The sequence below is a fragment of the Hymenobacter sp. GOD-10R genome, assembly GCF_035609205.1.
Taxonomy (GTDB): Bacteria; Bacteroidota; Bacteroidia; order Cytophagales; family Hymenobacteraceae; genus Hymenobacter.
Window position 1 is genome coordinate 1,857,726 of sequence record NZ_CP141184.1, and the last position, 18,676, is coordinate 1,876,401.

At 56.9% G+C, this 18,676-nt stretch carries 16 protein-coding genes; 8 read left to right on the top strand and 8 right to left on the bottom strand.

Features of this window, described 5'->3' with window-relative positions; all coding sequences use genetic code 11:
* Nucleotides 1–5: 5 nt before the first annotated feature.
* The 4 genes from menB to SD425_RS07620 form a co-directional block, all read right to left on the bottom strand.
* Nucleotides 6–830 carry a 1,4-dihydroxy-2-naphthoyl-CoA synthase gene (menB, locus tag SD425_RS07605; RefSeq protein WP_324677064.1) on the bottom strand — a complete coding sequence of 275 codons (825 nt, stop codon included), beginning with the start codon at nt 828–830 and terminating at the stop codon, nt 6–8.
* Between the two features lie 116 nt (nt 831–946).
* Complete coding sequence (gene menD, locus SD425_RS07610; RefSeq protein ID WP_324677066.1) at nt 947–2,776, bottom strand: 2-succinyl-5-enolpyruvyl-6-hydroxy-3-cyclohexene-1-carboxylic-acid synthase; 1,830 nt, start codon at nt 2,774–2,776, stop codon at nt 947–949.
* A gap of 170 nt (nt 2,777–2,946) precedes the next feature.
* Nucleotides 2,947–4,206 carry a chorismate-binding protein gene (locus tag SD425_RS07615; RefSeq protein ID WP_324677068.1) on the bottom strand — a complete coding sequence of 420 codons (1,260 nt, stop codon included), beginning with the start codon at nt 4,204–4,206 and terminating at the stop codon, nt 2,947–2,949.
* Nucleotides 4,203–4,646, bottom strand: a complete 444-nt coding sequence (locus SD425_RS07620) for a hotdog fold thioesterase (protein ID WP_324677070.1) — start codon at nt 4,644–4,646, stop codon at nt 4,203–4,205. The genes SD425_RS07615 and SD425_RS07620 overlap by 4 nt, the downstream gene beginning before the upstream one ends.
* Before the next feature lie 80 nt (nt 4,647–4,726).
* Here SD425_RS07620 and SD425_RS07625 point away from each other — a divergent pair, with 80 nt between their 5' ends.
* Together SD425_RS07625 and SD425_RS07630 are read left to right on the top strand one after the other, a co-directional pair.
* Nucleotides 4,727–5,347 carry a histidine phosphatase family protein gene (locus SD425_RS07625; protein WP_324677072.1) on the top strand — a complete coding sequence of 207 codons (621 nt, stop codon included), beginning with the start codon at nt 4,727–4,729 and terminating at the stop codon, nt 5,345–5,347.
* 219 nt (nt 5,348–5,566) lie between these two features.
* The gene (locus SD425_RS07630; protein WP_324677074.1) at nt 5,567–6,358 is read left to right on the top strand and encodes a LytTR family DNA-binding domain-containing protein; all 792 of its coding nucleotides are present in this window, start codon (nt 5,567–5,569) and stop codon (nt 6,356–6,358) included.
* Between the two features lie 168 nt (nt 6,359–6,526).
* Here the strand turns inward: SD425_RS07630 and SD425_RS07635 are convergent, their stop codons facing one another.
* Together SD425_RS07635 and SD425_RS07640 are read right to left on the bottom strand one after the other, a co-directional pair.
* Nucleotides 6,527–7,063: a hypothetical protein gene (locus tag SD425_RS07635; protein ID WP_324677076.1), complete on the bottom strand. Its 537-nt coding sequence runs from the start codon at nt 7,061–7,063 to the stop codon at nt 6,527–6,529.
* Between the two features lie 211 nt (nt 7,064–7,274).
* Entirely contained in the window at nt 7,275–8,618 is a 1,344-nt protein-coding gene (locus SD425_RS07640; RefSeq protein ID WP_324677078.1) for a glycosyltransferase, read from the bottom strand.
* Nucleotides 8,619–8,761: 143 nt separating this feature from the next.
* Between SD425_RS07640 and SD425_RS07645 the strand changes: the two genes are divergently transcribed.
* The 5 genes from SD425_RS07645 (at nt 8,762) to SD425_RS07665 (ending at nt 17,130) form a co-directional block, all read left to right on the top strand.
* On the top strand, nt 8,762–10,156 hold the full coding sequence (locus tag SD425_RS07645; protein ID WP_324677080.1) for a sensor histidine kinase: 1,395 nt from the start codon (nt 8,762–8,764) through the stop codon (nt 10,154–10,156).
* A 517-nt stretch (nt 10,157–10,673) separates the two neighbouring features.
* A complete protein-coding gene (locus tag SD425_RS07650; protein ID WP_324677082.1) occupies nt 10,674–12,371 on the top strand; it encodes a pyruvate dehydrogenase complex dihydrolipoamide acetyltransferase in 1,698 nt (565 codons plus the stop codon).
* A gap of 366 nt (nt 12,372–12,737) precedes the next feature.
* Nucleotides 12,738–15,311: a TonB-dependent receptor gene (locus SD425_RS07655; protein WP_324677084.1), complete on the top strand. Its 2,574-nt coding sequence runs from the start codon at nt 12,738–12,740 to the stop codon at nt 15,309–15,311.
* 178 nt (nt 15,312–15,489) lie between these two features.
* A complete protein-coding gene (gene hslV / locus SD425_RS07660; RefSeq protein WP_324677086.1) occupies nt 15,490–16,026 on the top strand; it encodes an ATP-dependent protease subunit HslV in 537 nt (178 codons plus the stop codon).
* A gap of 132 nt (nt 16,027–16,158) precedes the next feature.
* Nucleotides 16,159–17,130 (top strand): deoxyhypusine synthase family protein, encoded by a 972-nt coding sequence (locus SD425_RS07665; protein ID WP_324677088.1) that lies wholly within the window; start codon nt 16,159–16,161, stop codon nt 17,128–17,130.
* Nucleotides 17,131–17,331: 201 nt separating this feature from the next.
* On the opposite strand, the gene SD425_RS07670 is transcribed toward SD425_RS07665, so the two are convergent.
* Entirely contained in the window at nt 17,332–17,619 is a 288-nt protein-coding gene (locus SD425_RS07670) for a hypothetical protein (RefSeq protein ID WP_324677090.1), read from the bottom strand.
* Nucleotides 17,565–18,299, bottom strand: coding sequence for a hypothetical protein (locus SD425_RS07675; RefSeq protein ID WP_324677092.1), 735 nt, complete (start codon nt 18,297–18,299; stop codon nt 17,565–17,567). The genes SD425_RS07670 and SD425_RS07675 overlap by 55 nt, the downstream gene beginning before the upstream one ends.
* Nucleotides 18,300–18,369: 70 nt before the next feature.
* Here SD425_RS07675 and SD425_RS07680 point away from each other — a divergent pair, with 70 nt between their 5' ends.
* On the top strand, nt 18,370–18,669 hold the full coding sequence (locus tag SD425_RS07680; protein ID WP_324677094.1) for a hypothetical protein: 300 nt from the start codon (nt 18,370–18,372) through the stop codon (nt 18,667–18,669).
* Nucleotides 18,670–18,676 lie beyond the last annotated feature (7 nt).

An 18,676-nucleotide genomic window follows, 5' to 3' on the forward strand; every position in this document is an offset into this window, starting at 1 on the left:
AGTCATTACGGGAATTTGGGGTACTTCGAGAAGTCCGGCTGCCGCTTTTCGATGAAGGCGTTCTTGCCTTCTTTGGCTTCCTCGGAGAGATAGTAGAGCAGGGTAGCATTACCGGCTAGCTCCTGAATACCGGCTTGCCCATCCAACTCCGCGTTGAACGACGATTTCAGCATGCGCAAAGCTAGGGGGCTCTTCTCTAAAATCTTGTGGCACCAGGATACTGTGGTTTCTTCCAGTTTTTCCAGTGGCACTACTTTATTTACGAGGCCCATGTCGAGGGCTTCTTGGGCGTCGTACTGGTCGCAGAGGAACCAGATTTCGCGAGCCTTCTTCTGGCCCACGATGCGGGCTAGGTAGCTAGCGCCGAAGCCGCCGTCGAAGGAACCGACTTTCGGGCCAGTCTGGCCGAAGCGAGCATTCTCGGCGGCAATCGTCAAGTCGCAGACCACGTGCAGCACGTGGCCACCACCGATGGCCCAGCCGGCTACCATCGCAATAACAGGCTTCGGAATGGAGCGGATCTGCTTTTGCAGGTCCAGCACATTCAGGCGGGGCACGGTATCCTCGCCCACGTAGCCGCCGTGGCCCCGCACGCTCTGGTCGCCGCCCGAGCAGAAGGCGCGGCCGCCTTCGCCGGTTAGGATGATGACGCCGATGTCGGTGCGGTCGCGGCAAATGTTCATAGCCTCAATCATTTCCTGCACGGTGAGGGGCGTGAAGGCGTTGTGCACCTGCGGGCGGTTGATACTGATTTTGGCGATGCCTCCGTGCTGGGTGAAGAGGATTTCGCGGAACTCCTTGATCGGGGTCCAGGTGAGTTGTTCTGCCATAATGTTCGTGATCAGCGCCCTCTGCGTCTCTTCTGCGCCCTCTGCGGGCTAACGTCGTTGTTACGGGTTTTAGCCCGCAGAGGGCGCAGAAGAGACGCAGAGGGCGCAGTGTTCTTTTAGGAGGTTCTTACTAACGTACGGTAATGCTCGAAAAAAGCGGCGTTGGTGGCGCTGTCGGTAGTTATTTCCAATAGCGCTGCGCCGCCTTCCGGTGCAAAGAAAATAGGTAGCGCCGATTCGAGTTCGGCCAAAGACGAAACAGGGAAGTAACGCAGTCCAAAGTCGCGGGCGGTGTTCTCGGCGGTGAGCGGCTGGCGGGTTTCGAAAAACTCTTCCAACTCTGGCTGCTGCCTAGGTCCGTCGATGATGCGGAAGATGCCGCCGCCGTGGTTGTTGAACAGCACCACGCGCAAGTTGGGCGTTGGATAGTTGTGCCAGAAGCCATTGCGGTCATAGAAAAACGCCACGTCGCCGGTGAAGAGCACCACCGGTCGCTCCGGCTGGGCCAGGGCCGACCCGACGGCAGTGCTATTGCAGCCATCGATGCCGCTGGTGCCGCGGTTGGCAAATACCTCGGTAGCAGGCTTGTCGGCCAGACCCAGGATGTTGGCGTAGCGCACGGCCATGCTGTTGGCGAGGTGTATTGCCGCGTTGCTGGGCACAAACTGCAAGGCTAGGTGGAAGGCACCGAATTCCGTAAACGGTTGCGTGGCAGCCTCAAAGAAGTTGGCCAAGAAGTCGTCAGCCCAACTCTCAGCGCGCTGCCAAGAAGCTAGGTAGGCTGCCGCGCCGGCGTGTGCCGATGCATCCGGAGGCGTGAGGAGCACGCGGGGAATGGGGATGGTGCGCTGCTGCGCCGAGCGCACGGCGGGGTTTGCTACCACAACCCTAGGTTCGCGGGCAGCGGGTTCGGCAAGCATCGCTTCGAAAAACGCGGCTGGCTCCATCCGAATGATGCGGGTCAACGACTTGAAGGTGTCGGCTACCGGACCAGCGGCTTGGATGTGCCAGTGCTGCTTCGGGGCGTATTCGCGCAAATACAGCTTGAGCGCTTTTGAGATGAGCGACTGTCCAAACGTAATCAGTAGCTCTGGCCGCAGCGCTTCTTTTTGCTCCTTATCTGGTACGGCCAGAAAGACATCCTGCCGCCCAATAGGCGCAAATGGCTCCTTCGATTTAGGCGTGGCCGCCAGGTAAACGTTGGCAATAACATCGCCTACAACTGGCACTTGATAATCGATGCCGAAGTGCCGCAGAGCCGTTAGGAGCGCCGCATCGTGGTGGTACTGACCGGCAACTACCAGCGCCCGCGACGTTTGACCTAGCTCTTGGCGCAAGGCAGCTAGCTCTGAGGTCAGTAGAGTCGGTGCACCCGGCTGCTCGCGGATTACCTTTACTTCCTCGAAGTGAAAAGCCTCCCCAGCTTTCGGATAGAAAGGCTCCCGCAGCGGGATATTCACCTGTACGGGGCCAGCGGGAAACTGTTGGGCTAGGTTGATGGCCTCCGACACGATGCGCGCCGAGTGCCACTTGGCATCGTGGTGCGCGGTGTCGGCGGGGAAGGTAGCGGAGCCTTTAACGTGGTTGCCGTAAATGTCGGTTTGACGAATCGTCTGGCCGTCGAGCTGGTCAATCCACTCCGGGGGGCGGTCGGCGGTGAAAACCACGAGCGGGATCTGCTGGAAAAAGGCTTCGGCGACGGCGGGTGCGTAGTTCAAGGCGGCCGTACCGGAGGTGCACACCAGCGCCACCGCCCGCCGCTGCGCCTGCGCCAGGCCTAGGCCAATAAAGGCAGCGGCCCGCTCATCGGGCACCGTGCGCACGTGCAGCTTGGGGTGGCGCGCAAAAGCAATGGTCAGCGGCGCGCACCGGGAACCCGGCGACAGCACCACATCCGTAATGCCGTGCTGCGCGCAGATTTCTGCAATGTTATAAACAGCCTGCATAGAGTGACTGAGTAACTGAGTGACTGAGTATAAACAATGATAGTGGATAAATGGCCTGCTGAGGCTAGGTAGAACGTTGTATTGCTGAGAACGTGAGAAGCTTCCTCTCATTAGTATGAAGTTAAGGCATCTACCATCAGTCACTCAGCTACTCAGTCACTCTAGCGAAGCTACTCCACCTTCCCACCTAGCACGGCCCCGACGGTAGCTAGCTTCAACTCCGTTTCGTTCCACTCCCGCAGAGGGTCTGAAAAAGCCGTGAGGCCCGTGCCGGCGTACAGAATAGCCTCGTCTTCCCGCAGCTGCAGGCAGCGCAGATTGACAAACACCCGCGCCACGCCTGGTTGGGGCAGATTCACGGGGCCAAGGAAGCCACTGTAGTAGGCCCGGTCGTAGCCTTCGTAGGCTTGCAGAAAGTCCAGGGCAGCTTGGCGGGGCATACCGCCCACGGCCGAGGTAGGATGCAGCAGGCGCAGCATGTCGGTGGCTAGGGTAGGATGGGGCACTTGGCGCAGCGGCACGGCAAAATCGGTGCGCAGGTGCAGCAGCTGACCCGCCGCCGCTGTGCGCGGGCCTATTTCGTCGTAGTCGCGCAGACGCAACTGCTTGAAGCAGCTCACAATATAGCGTGCCACCAAGGCTTGCTCCTCGATGTCCTTGCCCGCCCACATGGCTGTTTGAGGCGTCAGGTCGGGGGTGAGGGGTTGGGTGCCGGCGAGGGCCATGGTGCGGAACACGCCTTGCTCGTCTACTTCAACCAAGGTCTCCGGCGTGGCACCTAGCCACGTGCCCGCTGAGGGCGTACTGACCAGCGACACAAACGCCGACGGATAGCGCCGGTGCAATTCGCCGAAAGCAACTAGCGCATCGAAGCCCATAGGCAGCATCCGCCGCGCTGCCCGCGATGAAACGATTTTGCGGATATGCCCCTCTTCGATGGTCGCCACGGCTTTGCGCACCAGCGCCGCGTACTCGGCCCGGGTGGCGGTCTGCGGCACCGGCTGCGGGCTCACGTGCCAGGGCAGCGGGGTAGAAGAGGAGGGCGGCGCGGTGCGCAAAAAGGAAAGTAGCTCCGCTGCTTTCGCTTCGCCAGCCTCATCCAGTGCCGTGCCTAGTTGCAGCTCCGTGGGGGTAGCCGTGTCAAAAAACACGTCAGCGGACAGAAACAGCGCCGGGTTGTGGTCGGAGTCGCGGAAAGGAAAGAAGGCAAAGCCGGCCGGTGCCTTGGGCTCCAGCACAGGCGTGAGACCTACGAAGGCGGCTTCATCCGAAAAGCTCAGACAAAGCTGGGCTTGCTGGGTATTAGGCAAACGCCACAGCGCTACCGGCAAGCCTTGTTGCAGGGCAAAAGCTAGGATTTGGCGCAGCTGAATGCGAAAGTCGGGTGCCTCGCCCGGCCATTCCACAGCGCGCAATTGCGGCTTCTTCATGCCGCGTTATTTGATTTCTGGGGCAAGTCGATAACTGCCATGGTAATGCGGCTGAGGCACACCAAAGCGCCTGTTTCTTCGTGCGTGATGCGAATTTCCCACACCTGCGTTGTGCGTCCCACGTGGATGGCTGTAGCTCGTCCTACTACGTAGCCCGAGTGCACCCCTTTGATATGGTTGGCGTTGATTTCCAGGCCTACACAAGCCTTCTTGGTTAGATCAACTTGTAGGGCCGCCCCAATACTACCTAGGGTTTCGGCTAGCGCTACGGAGGCGCCACCGTGTAGCAGGCCCATGGGCTGGTGGGTGCGGTGGTCGACGGGCATGCGGCCCACCAGGTACTTGTCGCCTACTTCGGTAAGCTCAATGCCAAGGTGTTCACTTAGTGTATTGCGCGACCACTCATTGAGTTGGGCAAGATCGTGGGTGGGAAGATTCATGCGAAAAAAACAAGGCAACTAAGACTTTTCCAGCGTAAAACCGCTAGTTTGGAGCCTTGTTCAGCAAAGCTAGCGGGAAAGTGAGCGTCAAAAAAATCTACCTTATTCGACACGGACAAACGGACTTCAACGTGCGCGGTATCGTGCAGGGCAGCGGTGTGGATTCCAGCCTGAACGAAACCGGTCACCGGCAAGCAGCCCGCTTCTTCGCAGCCTATAAACACGTAAAATTCGACAAAGTCTACACCTCTACGTTGCAGCGCACGCACCAATCGGTGCAGGGCTTCTTAGACCTAGGGCTGCCGCACGAGCAGCACGCCGGCCTCAACGAGATTAGCTGGGGCGCCCGCGAAGGTACCCGCATCACGGCTGAGGAAGACGCGCAGTATCACGCCGTGCTGGAAGGGTGGAAGCAGGGCATCACCAACATCGGTCTGCCCGGCGGGGAAAGCCCCGACCAAGTGGCGGCCCGTCAGCGCCCTGTCATTGACCTGATTGTTTCGCGGCCCGAAGAAGAAACCATTCTGGTGTGTATGCACGGCCGGGCGATGCGCGTGCTGCTCTGTCAGTTGCTAAATTATCCGCTCAGCTGCATGGATTCCTTTGAACACCGTAACCTGTGTTTGTATAAGCTGCACTACACCGATTCCATGTTCTCCGTGCGCAGCTTCATGGATGTAGTGCACTTGCAACCTAGCTAGGGGCGTTGCGAGACTTCGGCTTTAAGACGTAGACGTAAGAAGAACTGCAGGCTTGCTTGCCGGTTCTTACATCTTCATCTATACTATCCAAGCTAGGTTTATACCGGTTCAGCCCACATTTCGGCGTTTTTGTGCACGTACCTCTTGAGGGGAGCAGCCAAATATAATAGCTTTATAACCTTGTGATTTACAAGTTTATGAGCTAGGCTCCTCTCCGCCATGAACGTACTAATCATTGAAGATGAAGCGCTGGCAGTCCGGAAACTGACCAAGATGCTGCATGAAGTGGCGCCTACCTTCAACGTGGTCGGTACGGCCGGCAGCGTGCGGGCGTCCGTTAGTTGGCTGCAAGCCAACCCCCCTGGCCAACCCTCCGCGCCTGACCTGATTTTGATGGACGTGGAGCTAGCCGACGGGCAGAGCTTCGAGATATTTGAGCAAACAACCGTAACGACTCCGGTAATCTTCACTACTTCCTACGACGAGTTTGCGCTTCGGGCATTTAAAGTCAACAGCATCGACTACTTGCTCAAGCCCATCAAGCGCCACGAGCTGGAAGCTAGCCTCGATAAGTACCGTCGGTTCAGCGGCAAGCCGGCCGCCGCAACGGCGCCCCCGGTATCTATCGATGCCCTGGTGCAGCAGCTCCGGCAGCAAGTAGCGCCCACCGACTACCGGCGCCGGTTCCTGGTGCGGTACCTTTCGCAATGGATTCCGATTGACGTGAGCGACATCGCCTATTTCTATTCCGAAGAGGGCGTAAGCCTATTTCGTACCCGCACCAATCAGAAGCACTGCCTCGACTACACGCTCGACGAGCTAGAAGCCATGCTCGACCCGACGCAGTTTTTCCGGGCTAGCCGCCAGTTTATTGTGCACAGCGGCGCCGTGCAGCAGATTCACGCCTACTTCAACAACAAGCTCAAACTTACCCTCAAGCCCGACCCCGACGACGAAGTGATTGTCAGCCGGGAGCGCGCCACGGATTTTAAGAAGTGGATGGGCAAGTGAGCAGGGGCGTAAGCCGCTTTTTTAGGATCTAAGTGGGGTGAAGCAGATTGATGCGAGATAGTGGAAGCCTACAAAACAAAACCGCCACCATCCAGCCCAAGGCTAGGTAGTGGCGGTTTGGCTAAAGCTAGGTCCAGTATTCAACTACGACCTAGCAAGCGGCATGTTTTACCACGATGTTGGTAGGAAGGTGCTGGTGTTGGCGTCGTCCTTGTTGAAGCGCACGACGATGTTGGGTTTGCCGTTGCTGCCGGTTTTTACTTCATAGTGATAGGTCTTTTCCTTCAACTCCGAGGTTTCCATTTTGCGGTCGATGTTCTTGCTCGGATAGCAGGAGTAAAAGCCGCGGTAGCGACCCTCAGTAGCTTTCGTGGTGAAAGTGCCGTCGGCTTCGTCGAATTTTACGGTGCCTTTTTCGTACGTGAAGGCTTCGGTGCGGCAACTGCTGTAGTCCCTAGTTGAGGCGATAAAGTACTGTTCGTAGGTGCCGTTGTTCTTGAAGTCGAACACCACGGCTAGCTCGAAGGGCTTACCCTGATACGCGCCGTCGTAGGACCAAAAGTCGGACATGGAGAAGGAGCCGTACATCCATTTGCCGGCAGCTTCGCTCGGCACATGGCCGCTCGGTGCTACGACGGGGTCGTCGGTCTCGCACCCAGTGTTTAAGAGGAGCAAGGAGGAAAGGGCAAAAAGGAGCTTTTTCATAGCTTGGAAAGGAAGAAATGAAGGTAGAGTGTGGAAAAGAAGTAATGAATTGGAGCGTAGCCCAATCAGGTGTCATTTAGGGCATCATTTCGACCAGCGGGAGAAATCTCGCGTGCGGTCGTTGAATACTATCTGGCGTCAGCACGCGAGATTTCTCCCGCTAGCCGAAATGACGAGCTAGCGGATATACTGCAGCGAGTCGGCGAAGAAGCTAGCTTGCCGAAATAGGCTGCGCTAAGGAGCTGTGAGGGGCCGGCTGAGACGCCCTGGTCATCATCTCTTGGAGGTAGGTGGTGGCTAGCTCGTGGGGGTGGTACTGCTGAAACTCCTGCGCTAGCTGGCGCACTTGCTGCCGGTAGAGCGAGGTGGTGAGCACCTGCGTGACGGCCTGCCGGATCTGCTTAGGTTTGGGCGTTTCGGTTTTCAAGTTGATGCCCACCCGGCAGTAGTCGACGCGGCCGGCAATTTCATTTTTGCCTTCGTAGACGCCCGCCACTACCATCGGCAGTTGGTGCTGCAAGGCGAGCATCACGCCGCCGTAGCCGCCGTTGGTGACGTACACGCTGGCGTAGGGCATCACCGCATCGAAGTCGATAAAGTCTTCAATGATAAAGTGACGTTGGGGGTAGCGGCGGCGCAGCTCCTCCGTGCCGGAGCCACCCGTAGTGGCAATGACCAGCGTATCGGCGTTGTCTTTGTAGGCTTCAAGCGTCGGAACAATAATTTTCTCGACGTTGCGCTCCAGGGTGCCCTGCGTGACGAGCACCACGTGCTTGTGCGCCAAGGCTTGACTTATGTATTTGAAGGGGGCTTTCTGACTTGAGCGGTGCGGGAGCAGAGCGCCTACAAATTTGACCGTAGGGCTGATGCGCTTGCGCGGGTACTCAAAGGCCGGTACGCCGCTTTGCAGAAACAGATCAGCGTACTGAAATACCGAATCAAACAGGAACCCTTGGAAAGGCGGCAGGCCGTGCTGCGCACGCAATTGGTTGTAGAGCTCATTGCAAGGCTTGAACATGAAGCGCTGCACCACGTAGCTCAGAATGCGTTGCCCCAGCCGACCTAGTCCGCTGCGAGCCGGCTGCTGACCTAGGCCGGGAGGACCTAGGTTCTCGTCGGTTTCCATCAGGGGCATGACGCCTATTGCCACGCCTTTTACCCCCAATAGCTGTTGGGCCAGCACCGCCCCAAGGCAGGCCTCGTCATAGATAAGAATATCAAAGGGCCAATCTTGGTGAATGGCGCGGATATCCTGCACGTATTCCGGCGCCCGCAGCAAGAACACTTGGGTGACATCAAGCTGGCCTCGCGCAATGGGGCTCTTCAGCTTGGCTCGCTCTGGCAGCAGCTCATCCAGGTTTTCCTGGTTGATAAGTTTCGCCTGCACTAAAGGATAATGGGGCAGACCTAGGTTCTTCACCCGCTCGCCGTAGTGCCCCCCAACGTACCAGCGTACATCGTGGCCAAGCTGCTGGAGGTGAACGGCTAAACCGGTGAGCGGACTAAAGTGCCCATCGAAGGGCATGGTGGCAAAAAGGATGCGGTAAGTGGTCATGGGGTAGGCGCGTTTTTGCGTTGGTAGACCAAAAATGGCGCTTGCTACTGCCCCTTGTCAACGGCTAGGTTGATGGACCGGAAAAAGCGGCAGATGAACCGGCTTTTTTTTACCTTGGCTTTGTATCTACTTCATAGTCAAGTATGAATCAGATTTCGCTCACCTACCAACAATGGTTGTTGCTGTTTGAAGGAGCTTCCGCCGTTATTCTGGCGGCCAACTTCATTCAGTGGGTGGTCAGCCGCGACCGGATCTATGCCTTGTACAGTGGCTATATTCTGTTGTGGTCGGGGTTCTTTGGCTTCGTGCAACTGCTGAGCCCTTTCCTGACGCGGGTGGTAGCATCCGTCTTCCTGCCCGTATTCTCCATCTTGTTTGTGGAGTTAGCTGTTGTCTTCCTGAACCTTAAGGCACAACCCCGCCAGATGCGTTGGTTTCGGGCCGGGCAATGGGCTATGATAGGGGTGGCGGCGCTGGAGCTATATTTCTACTTTTTCACTTCCTTCTGGCAAACACCATGGCATGAGTACCAGCTTAATGTGAGCCGCATTATTACGCTGTTGCTCACGGCTTACGTCTTCGTGGTGTATGCGCGCGCGCCTAACCGGCTAGCTTCTTTCTTTATTGCGGGCACGGGCCTGCTACTACTGGGCGAAATGGTGGGCGTGGCGCTTGTTCTGCGGTACGGCATCGGGGCTACCACGCTACCCATGCCCTACAATGGGCAATTTTTGATGCAGGTAGCTATCCTGTGCGATATAGTGAGTGTGTCGCTGGGTTTGTCGTACCGACAGCGCCAACAGGCCGTGCAGCGCGTGCTAGTAGAGCAGGAGCTCGATCGGGAGCGGGAGCAGCGTCTGCGTCAGCAGCTCGAAGCCGATTTGACTCTACAGCAGCTCAAGCAGCAGCACACCGACGCGCAGATGAAGGCCCTGCAAAGCCAAGTGAATCCGCACTTCTTGTTTAACAGCCTCAATACGCTCTCCTCCCTCATCGACGAGAACCCGCCGCAAGCCATCACCTACGTCGATGAGCTGTCGAGCGTGTACCGCTACCTGCTCCGGGCCAGCGACCGAGAGCTAACGCCGCTGAGCGTTGAGCTAAGCTTCATTCAATCGTATTTTCACCTGCTGAAAACCCGCTACGACAGCAGTATTTGCCCCGAAATAGACGTGGCCGAAGAGCACACCAACGCGCTGGTGCCGCCCCTTACATTGCAGCTGTTGGTCGAAAATGCCGTCAAACACAATCGCGCCTTGCCCGAAGAGCCCCTCACTATTCGGATTCGCACTACTGCTATGGGGCAATTAGCCGTGGAAAACAATATCCAGCGCCGCAACGTGCGCGTAGAATCGAACGGCGTCGGGCTAGCTAATATCGCCGATAAATACTGCTTATTGAACCAACCAGCGCCGCTGATTGAGGAAGTGGAAGGTTGGTTCCGGGTCACGCTGCCGCTGCTAAAGCCGTTGGATGCCGCTGCACCGAGTCATTTAGTTGGGCAAGCCAGCGGTGTAGTTGATAAGCAGCCGCAGTGAACCATGGGTTTTAGCCAAGAGCGGTACTAATCACATAGCAAGCTTTGTGGCCTATTGAACGTCATGCTGAGCTTACCGAAGCATCTCGCCCGCTTCGTTGCGGATGTCAGAACGATGTACAGACGCATACTTGCGTCTCCTCGTTGAACCACCTAGGTCGCGCTGTTCAGAACAAACAACATCAGCAACGACGAGACGCGAAGTGTCGCGTCTCTACACTGGGCAATGAAGTAGTAGAGATACGCCGACCAGCGCAACATGACGCCCTTTGGGCTCACAGCCTACCCACCTAGAAAGGGTGAAGACCAGTAGCGAGTGCGAAAAGCGGCTAGTGTTTTCTGCGTTTCCGGATAGACTCTAACTTCTTCTTGGACATAGCCAAAGAATGCGGCAGTCGAACAAACGTATGAGGAAAGCTAGCTCAGGCCTAGCTTTGACCCGTATCTAAGCGTACTTTGGTTTGCTTGCCCGGAAATTCGGGCTAATTTTGACGCCTCAACTCCAACCCAAGAAGCAAATGGCCGAAATCATAAAAATGCCCAAAATGAGCGACACGATGACCGAAGGTGTCATCGCAGCGTGGCTCAAGAAGGTAGGTGACAAAGTGAAATCCGGTGATATCCTAGCCGAAGTCGAAACCGACAAAGCCACGATGGAACTGGAAAATTATGAGGATGGCACCTTGCTTTATATTGGTCCGAAAGAAAAAGACTCGGTTCCGGTAGATGGCGTGCTCGCCATCGTGGGCAAAGAAGGAGAAGATATTTCCGGTCTGCTCGGCCAAGTAGGTGGCGGCGCTGCACCGGCAGCAGCGGCTCCTGCTCCGCAGGCTGCTGCTCCTGCTCCAGCGGCTCCCGCGCCTGCACCAGCCCCGGCGGCTGCGCCCGCGCCCGCTCCGGCCGCTGCTCCTAGCAACGGTAAAAAAGCTACCGTTATTCGGATGCCGAAAATGAGCGACACAATGACGGAAGGCACTATTGCGTCGTGGCTCAAGAAAGTAGGCGACAAGGTGAAATCGGGTGATGTGTTGGCCGAAGTTGAGACCGACAAAGCCACGATGGAGCTGGAAAACTACGAAGATGGCACCCTGCTCTACATCGGACCGAAAGACGGCGAAGCTGTTGCGGTAGATGGCGTGCTCGCCATCATCGGTGAAGAAGGCGCTGACGTACAAGCGCTGCTTGGCGGTCAATCGGGTGGTGCTGCGCCACAAGCTGCTCCGGCTGCTGAAGCACAAGCGGCACCAGCCGCTGCTGCTCCTGAAGCGGCTACTACGACCCAATCGGGTGGTCGTCTGTTTGCTTCGCCCCTCGCCAAGAGTATTGCCAAAGAAAAAGGTATTGACCTGAGCCAAGTAAAAGGCTCCGGCGAAAACGGCCGTATCGTACAGCGCGACGTGGAGAACTTCCAGCCTGGTGCTGCTCCCGCTGCCGCGCCGCAAGCCACTCCGGCTGCTGCCCCAGCTCCGCAAGCTGCTCCAGCCGCCGAAGCTCCCAAAGCCGCTGCTCCGGCGCCTGCCCCAGCCGCTGCCGAAGGCACCTACACCGACACGCCCGTGTCGCAGATGCGCAAGGTTATTGCCCGTCGTCTGTCGGAAAGCCTGTTTACGGCGCCGCATTTCTATCTAACGATGGAAATCCTGATGGACAAGGCCATGGAGGTTCGCACGCAGCTAAACGCGCTGTCGCCGGTGAAGCTGTCCTTCAACGACCTTGTTATCAAAGCGTCGGCTGTCGCGTTGAAGCAGCACCCCGCTATCAACTCGTCGTGGCTCGGTGACAAGATCCGCCAGAACAAAGTGGTGAATATTGGTGTGGCTGTGGCTATCGAAGATGGTCTGCTGGTACCAGTTATCCGCAACGCCGACGGCAAAGGTCTTTCGACGATTGCTACAGAGGTGAAAGACCTAGCTGGCAAAGCCAAGTCGAAGAAGCTCCAACCCTCAGAGTGGGAAGGCAGCACCTTCACCATCTCGAACCTAGGTATGTTCGGCATCGAGGAGTTCACTGCCATCATCAACCCACCGGATGCTTGCATCTTGGCCGTGGGCGGCATCAAGCAAACTGCCGTGGTGAAGAACGGTGAGCTAGCTATCGGCAACGTGATGAAAGTAACGCTCAGCTGCGACCACCGCGTAGTAGACGGCGCTACCGGCTCGGCCTTCCTCCAGACGCTGAAAGCGCTGCTTGAAGACCCGATGCGCATGCTCATCTGAGCCTAGCTTCAAAAGAGTTCTTTTACCAAGAAAGCCAGCCCGCAAGAGCTGGCTTTCTTGTTTTGTATGCATTGCTGAAAACCAAGTTAAAGCTAGGCTAGGCTTAAGCTCCCCTTCTTTTTTAAGGAGGGGGTTGAGGGTGGTTCCTTGCCGTTGAACGATGACTAGTTCTAGTCTTCTAGCACTAGCTAACCACCCTCAACCCCTCCTCAAAAGAGGAGGGGAGCTTCTAATTCTAATCCTACCTTAAGTTGCTGCCGGGATACGCTCTTGCAATAAGGCTAAGCTTTTATTGCTTTATTGTAAAAGAATACCGCTCCCGCTTGTAAATTCTACTATACCATACCATCACCATTCTTTCTCACGATGAACAAACATTTACTACTAGCGCCTATCTGCTGCGTGCTTAGCGTTGCGGCTTTTGGGCAAGGACAAGCCCTAACGGGGCAAGTGCTCGACCCAGCTGGTCGGCCGCTGGTCGGAGCAACCGTGGTGGAGAAAGGCACTAATAACGGCACCGGCACTGGCGGCGACGGACGGTTCACGCTGAAAGCGCGCACCGCGCAGCCTAGGTTGGTGGTCAGCTCCATTGGCTTTGCCTCGCAAGAAATAAGCGCCGCGGGGGGAGCTACAACTGTGCGCCTGGCAGAAGCTAGCACCAGCTTGGCCGGTGTGCAGGTAGTCGGCTCGCGCAGCCAGAACCGCTCTATCACCGATTCACCTTCGCCCGTTGATATCATCGACGTGCGCACCGTGACGGCCAAAACCGGTCAGCTCGACGTGAACCAGTTGCTGCAATTCGTGGCGCCCTCGTTCAACTCGAACCGCCAGACCGGCTCGGACGGCGCCGACCACGTCGACCCCGCCACCTTGCGCGGCCTAGGTCCTGACCAAACGCTGGTGCTCATCAACGGCAAGCGTCAGCACCAGTCGGCGCTGGTGAACTTGTTTGGCACGCGTGGCCGCGGCAATACGGGCACTGACTTGAACGTGATTCCGGCCGCCGCTATCGAGCGGATCGAAGTGTTGCGCGACGGAGCGGCGGCCCAGTACGGCTCCGATGCTATTGCCGGCGTCATCAACATCGTGCTGAAAAGCTCCAAAGACCTGACGGTTAATGCCAACTATGGGGCTTACGACGCTAAGTACCGCTTCGACGACCGAGATTTCGATGGCGGTAACTTCAACACCAACATCAACTACGGAATAGGGCTAGGGGATAAGGGTAGCTTCATCAACGCCACCGTCGACTACAACCGGCGCGAGCACACCCAACGGGCCGACGTGCCCTCGCCCGATGGCCTAGCTCGCCGCGAGTACGGCGACCCGCGCGTGACGAACACCTCGGCGTACATCAACTCCAAGTTTGCCCTCAGCGATAAGGCGCACATCTATGTATTCGGCGGTGGCAACAAGCGCAAGGGCGACGCCTACGCTTGGACGCGCTTTGCCGACAGCCCACGCAACGTACCGTCCATTTACCCCAACGGCTTCGACCCGATCATCACGAGCGACATCTGGGATGCCACCGGAGTAGCAGGCATCCGCGCGAACCTAGGAGGCTGGGACGTGGACTTGAGCAATGATTTTGGCTCCAACCGCTTCCATTACGGCGTGCGTAATACGCTGAATACTTCGCTGGGAACTAGTTCGCCTACGACGTTCGATGCGGGAGGCTTTCAGCTGCAACAAAACGTGGTGAACCTAGGTCTCACGCGCAACTATAAAACGGTGCTGCAGGGCCTCAACGTGGCAGCTGGCGCCGAGTGGCGCAAGGAATGGTACTCGCTGTTTGCGGGTGAGGAAGCATCGTACCGGAACTACGACCCGGCGGGCACCCCTGATTCGCTCCGGCGGCCCGGCGGCGCGCAGGGCTTTCCCGGCTTTCAGCCCAATGACGTGATCAAGGCAAGTCGGGACAACATCGGCATCTACGCCGATGCAGAGTTGAATGTAACGGTGCGCTGGCTGCTGGAAGCTGCACTGCGCTACGAGCACTACAGCGACTTTGGTAGCACGCTCAACTACAAAGTAGCTACCCGCTTCAACCTGACCGATTTTCTGACGTTGCGCGGTACGTACAGCACGGGCTTCCGGGCACCTTCGCTGGCCCAGGTCAACTTCAACTCCACCGTCACCAACTTCATTCAAGGGCAGCCGGTGGAAGTGCTATTGGCGCGCAACAACAGCGCCGTCACGCAAAAGCTAGGTATCCCGAGCCTGAAGCAAGAAACCTCGAACAACGCCAACATTGGCCTGACTAGCCGCATCGGCTCCAACTTGAGCTTGACGCTGGATGGCTACTACATCAAGGTGAAAGACCGGGTGGTGCTCACGAGCCAGTTCTCGTCCGACGACCCCGTTATTGGCCCTGACTTGCAAGCGTTGAATGTAGGGCAGGCGCAGTTCTTCGCTAATGCCGCGGATACCCGTTCCATCGGTTTGGATGTAGTGCTGAGCCACTCGGCCACGCTCGGAACGGCGGGGCGGCTGAATTCTACTTTCGCGGCGAACTTCAACAACCTCAAAATTGATCGGGTGCGTACCTCGGGGCGCCTGACGGGGCGGGAGGAAGACTTCTTTGGCGCCCGCGAGCAGGCGTTCGTGAAAGCTTCGGCGCCGCCGTCGAAGCTTAATTTGACCTTCGATTATCAGGTAGGACGTTTTGGCGCCTTGGTGCGCTTTGTACGGTTCGCCAAAGTATCGCTCATTGATTACAATGGCGACGTAGATAAATATACGCCCCGCGTCACGACCGACCTCACGCTGAACTACGCGCTAACCAACAACTTACAGGTTATCCTAGGTAGCTCCAACCTATTCAATCAGTATCCCAGCATGTTCAATCCGCAGATAACAGAAACAGGCGGCGCCTGGGACCCGGTGCAGATGGGCGCGAACGGCCGATTTTACTTTGCTAAATTGCAGGCCCGATTCTGAGTAGGTGCCAGCTGAGAACCATCTGTCATCCTGACGCAGGAAGGACCTTATTCCGTGAAAACGACTCGTCTATCGAAGATCGTTCTGACGGGATAAGGTCCTTCCTGCGTCAGGATGACAAACGTTTTTTCTGCTATTCAGTAATCGGTAACTGACACCCGCTAGGTATAAATCGATTATGAAAATACGCTCCACTACCGTTCTTGGCGTGCGCCACAACGGTGAAATTGCCCTCGGCGCCGACGGCCAAGCGACCATGGATAAGCACGTGGCCAAGAGCAACGTGCGCAAAGTACGCAAGCTGCAAAACGGCAAAGTTGTGACGGGTTTTGCCGGCTCCACCGCCGATGCCTTCATGCTGCTTGATAAGTTCGAGGAAAAGCTTTCCGGCTACGGCGGGCAGCTCCGTCGCGCGGCCATCGAGCTAGCCAAGGAATGGCGCAAAGACCAATACCTGCGTAAGCTGGAAGCCATGATGGTGGTCTGCGACAAAGACGAACTGCTCATCATTGCCGGCTCCGGCGACGTGCTCGAACCGGACTCTGACGTAGCCGCCATCGGCTCCGGCGCTATGTACGCGCAAGCTGCAGCCCTAGCCCTCAAAAAGCACGCGCCGCACCTCACAGCCCGCCAGATGGTAGAAGATGCCTTGCACATTGCCGCTGACATCTGCATCTACACCAACCACAACCTGATGATCGAGCAGCCGGTATAGCTAGCTGTTTGGTAAGCAACCCAGCCCGAGTTGTTCATTCTTCATAATCTTTTAACAGAGAGCCTGAAGAATGAACGATTTAAGGTTGCTAATTGATTGTAAACCGCAACCTATTCATTGAACAACGAGTCGATGCAAATCACGAACTTCCTTAAGCACCACTACCGCCACTTCAACGCCGCTGCGCTTATCGACGCGGCCGAAGGCTACAACAAGCACCTCGCGGAAGGTGGTAAAATGATGATTACCCTAGCCGGTGCCATGAGCACAGCCGAAATGGGTATTCAACTGGCCGAGCTAATTCGTCAAGATAAAGTACATATCATCAGCTGCACGGGCGCTAACTTAGAAGAAGATATCTTCAACCTGGTAGCGCACGACTTCTACGAGCGAGTACCCAACTACCGCGACCTGACGCCCGCCGACGAGCACGCCCTGCTCAAGCGCCACATGAACCGCGTGACCGACACCTGCATTCCGGAGGAAGAAGCCATGCGTCGCATCGAGCACACGGTACTGAAGTTCTGGGAGAAGGCCGACCAAGCTGGTGAAGCCTACTTCCCGCACGAGTTCTTCTACCAAATCCTGAAGTCGGGCGAGCTGGAGCAGTACTACCAGATTGATCCTAAGGACTCTTGGATGCTAGCGGCCGCCGAGAAAAACCTGCCGATCATCTGCCCCGGCTGGGAAGACTCTACGCTCGGCAACATCTACGCGGGCCACGTCATTTCGGGCGACATCAAAAATGTGCACACCATGAAGACGGGCATCCAGTACATGATGTACTTGGCCGATTGGTACACGGAGCAAGCTACGCACGAAAGCACCGTAGGCTTCTTCCAGATTGGCGGCGGCATTGCCGGCGACTTCCCGATCTGCGTCGTGCCCATGCTGCACCAAGACCTAGGCCGCCACGGCGTGCCGCTGTGGGGCTACTTCGCTCAGATTTCGGATTCCACTACCAGCTACGGTAGCTACTCTGGCGCCGTGCCCAACGAGAAAATCACGTGGGGTAAGCTCGGGGAGAACACGCCCAAGTTCATCATCGAATCAGACGCTACGATTGTCGCGCCGCTGATTTTTGCGATAGTGCTAGGGCAGTAATTAACCTAGGTTACCTTATCCAAAGGCCCGCCGCTGAAGCTCAGCGGCGGGCCTTTGTCTTAACACAGGGGTTGACTATCGTGGAAAGCGGCACTTCATTGCTGACGCTATTTACTTGTGTCTGGCTTGCCATGTAGGTTTTCGACTCAGTTTCGGGTCGATGCTCCTTTAGAAGGTCTTCTTCTGACGCGGTAGTTTTTGCTAATCAGCTAGGTAAGGCTTGTTGTGCTTCCATTTTACTTCCACCTTCGACAAATACCAGGTGCGCCCTTGGTCGTTGTTGCCTTGGTAGAACAAGTACGTGCGGCCGCTGACCGGGTCCTGAAAAATAGCCGGGTGGCCCGACTCGCTGCTGTTCCAACTGCCAGCGGGGCCGTTGGGGAGCAGCGGCTTGTCGGAGAGCCGCTCCCATGTTAGCCCGTCGCGGCTGCGAGCTACGCCGATCTGCTGGGGCTCGTTGTTGTAGGCGCCGGCGTAGAATAGGTACAAGTACTTGCCTTTTTGTAGGCACGAAGCTCCTTCCACGCAGTTCTTCTCCCAGGATAAGGTGGGGCTAGCACGGGGCCAGTACCCTGCTGTTGCCAAGCGGTGCGACCAAAGCCAGTGCTGAGCGGTGCCGTAGCCACGCCTTGCATCTGCACCTTGTAAGCAGGGTCGCGGGTGGCGAAGTAAAGAAAGTATTGGCCGCGGAAGGGTACCACTTCCGCGTCGATGGCACGGCCTACGGTCCAAGCGCCAGTCGGATGAAAGATAGGGTTGGAAGCATCGCGGCGGAAGTGCACGCCATCGGCCGAAACGGCGTGACAAAGTGCATCTTGCGGGCCGTTGCCGTAGGTCTGATAAAACAGGTGCACCGTGTCGCCGCGCACCAAAGCACCGGGCGCACACAAGCCCTTCTGCTCGTAGGCGGCCGCAGGCGTCAGCTCTCCTACTTTCTGCCAGTGCGTTAGGTCTGTGGAGCTAGCAATGCCGATACCCCAGCCGGTCGTTTTGTTTTCGGGAATGGAGTAGTAGAGCAAATACTGGTTTTTAAAGCGCACCACACAAGGGTCTTTGGCCATGGGCCGCCCTAGGCGAGTAGTGTCGCTGAAGTACATGCTAGGCCGTTGTTGCGTGTGCCCTGTAAATGCCAGCGAGAGTAGGAGAAGAAAAAGTAGAACGTTTTTCATGACCACAAGAAAAGCTATTTGGACAAGCTATGTTGGTTGACCAACGTAATCTTCCACGCAAATCAACGGTATGCAGCTAGGTACCGTGAAGTATACAGCTGAGCAGTTGCAGAATATTTTCAATACTCCTGCTGGAGGCAACGGTCTGATTTCTTTGGCTCATCAACTTATCGCGGCTAAGTTGAATGTCGCGAATGGAGCCGATGCCACGGCTGTGGCTGCGAGTATTGCTGCTGCCGATGCGCTTATCGGTGGGCTGGTTGTGCCGCCCGTTGGCGGGGGCAACCTAGCTCCAAAGAAGACGGGCGCACTTACAACTGCATTAGCCAATTACAACGAAGGTATCACTGGTCCAGGCTATTGTGAGTAAGGCTTCA

Excerpts from the sequence above, each read along its gene's own strand:
- menB (WP_324677064.1), bottom strand. The coding sequence starts at position 830 with ATGGCAGAACAACTCACCTGGACCCCGATCAAGGAGTTCCGCGAAATC.
- menD (WP_324677066.1), bottom strand. The coding sequence starts at position 2,776 with ATGCAGGCTGTTTATAACATTGCAGAAATCTGCGCGCAGCACGGCATT.
- SD425_RS07615 (WP_324677068.1), bottom strand. The coding sequence starts at position 4,206 with ATGAAGAAGCCGCAATTGCGCGCTGTGGAATGGCCGGGCGAGGCACCC.
- SD425_RS07620 (WP_324677070.1), bottom strand. The coding sequence starts at position 4,646 with ATGAATCTTCCCACCCACGATCTTGCCCAACTCAATGAGTGGTCGCGC.
- SD425_RS07630 (WP_324677074.1), top strand. The coding sequence starts at position 5,567 with ATGAACGTACTAATCATTGAAGATGAAGCGCTGGCAGTCCGGAAACTG.
- SD425_RS07635 (WP_324677076.1), bottom strand. The coding sequence starts at position 7,063 with ATGAAAAAGCTCCTTTTTGCCCTTTCCTCCTTGCTCCTCTTAAACACT.
- SD425_RS07640 (WP_324677078.1), bottom strand. The coding sequence starts at position 8,618 with ATGACCACTTACCGCATCCTTTTTGCCACCATGCCCTTCGATGGGCAC.
- SD425_RS07645 (WP_324677080.1), top strand. The coding sequence starts at position 8,762 with ATGAATCAGATTTCGCTCACCTACCAACAATGGTTGTTGCTGTTTGAA.
- SD425_RS07650 (WP_324677082.1), top strand. The coding sequence starts at position 10,674 with ATGGCCGAAATCATAAAAATGCCCAAAATGAGCGACACGATGACCGAA.
- SD425_RS07655 (WP_324677084.1), top strand. The coding sequence starts at position 12,738 with ATGAACAAACATTTACTACTAGCGCCTATCTGCTGCGTGCTTAGCGTT.
- hslV (WP_324677086.1), top strand. The coding sequence starts at position 15,490 with ATGAAAATACGCTCCACTACCGTTCTTGGCGTGCGCCACAACGGTGAA.
- SD425_RS07665 (WP_324677088.1), top strand. The coding sequence starts at position 16,159 with ATGCAAATCACGAACTTCCTTAAGCACCACTACCGCCACTTCAACGCC.
- SD425_RS07675 (WP_324677092.1), bottom strand. The coding sequence starts at position 18,299 with ATGAAAAACGTTCTACTTTTTCTTCTCCTACTCTCGCTGGCATTTACA.
- SD425_RS07680 (WP_324677094.1), top strand. The coding sequence starts at position 18,370 with ATGCAGCTAGGTACCGTGAAGTATACAGCTGAGCAGTTGCAGAATATT.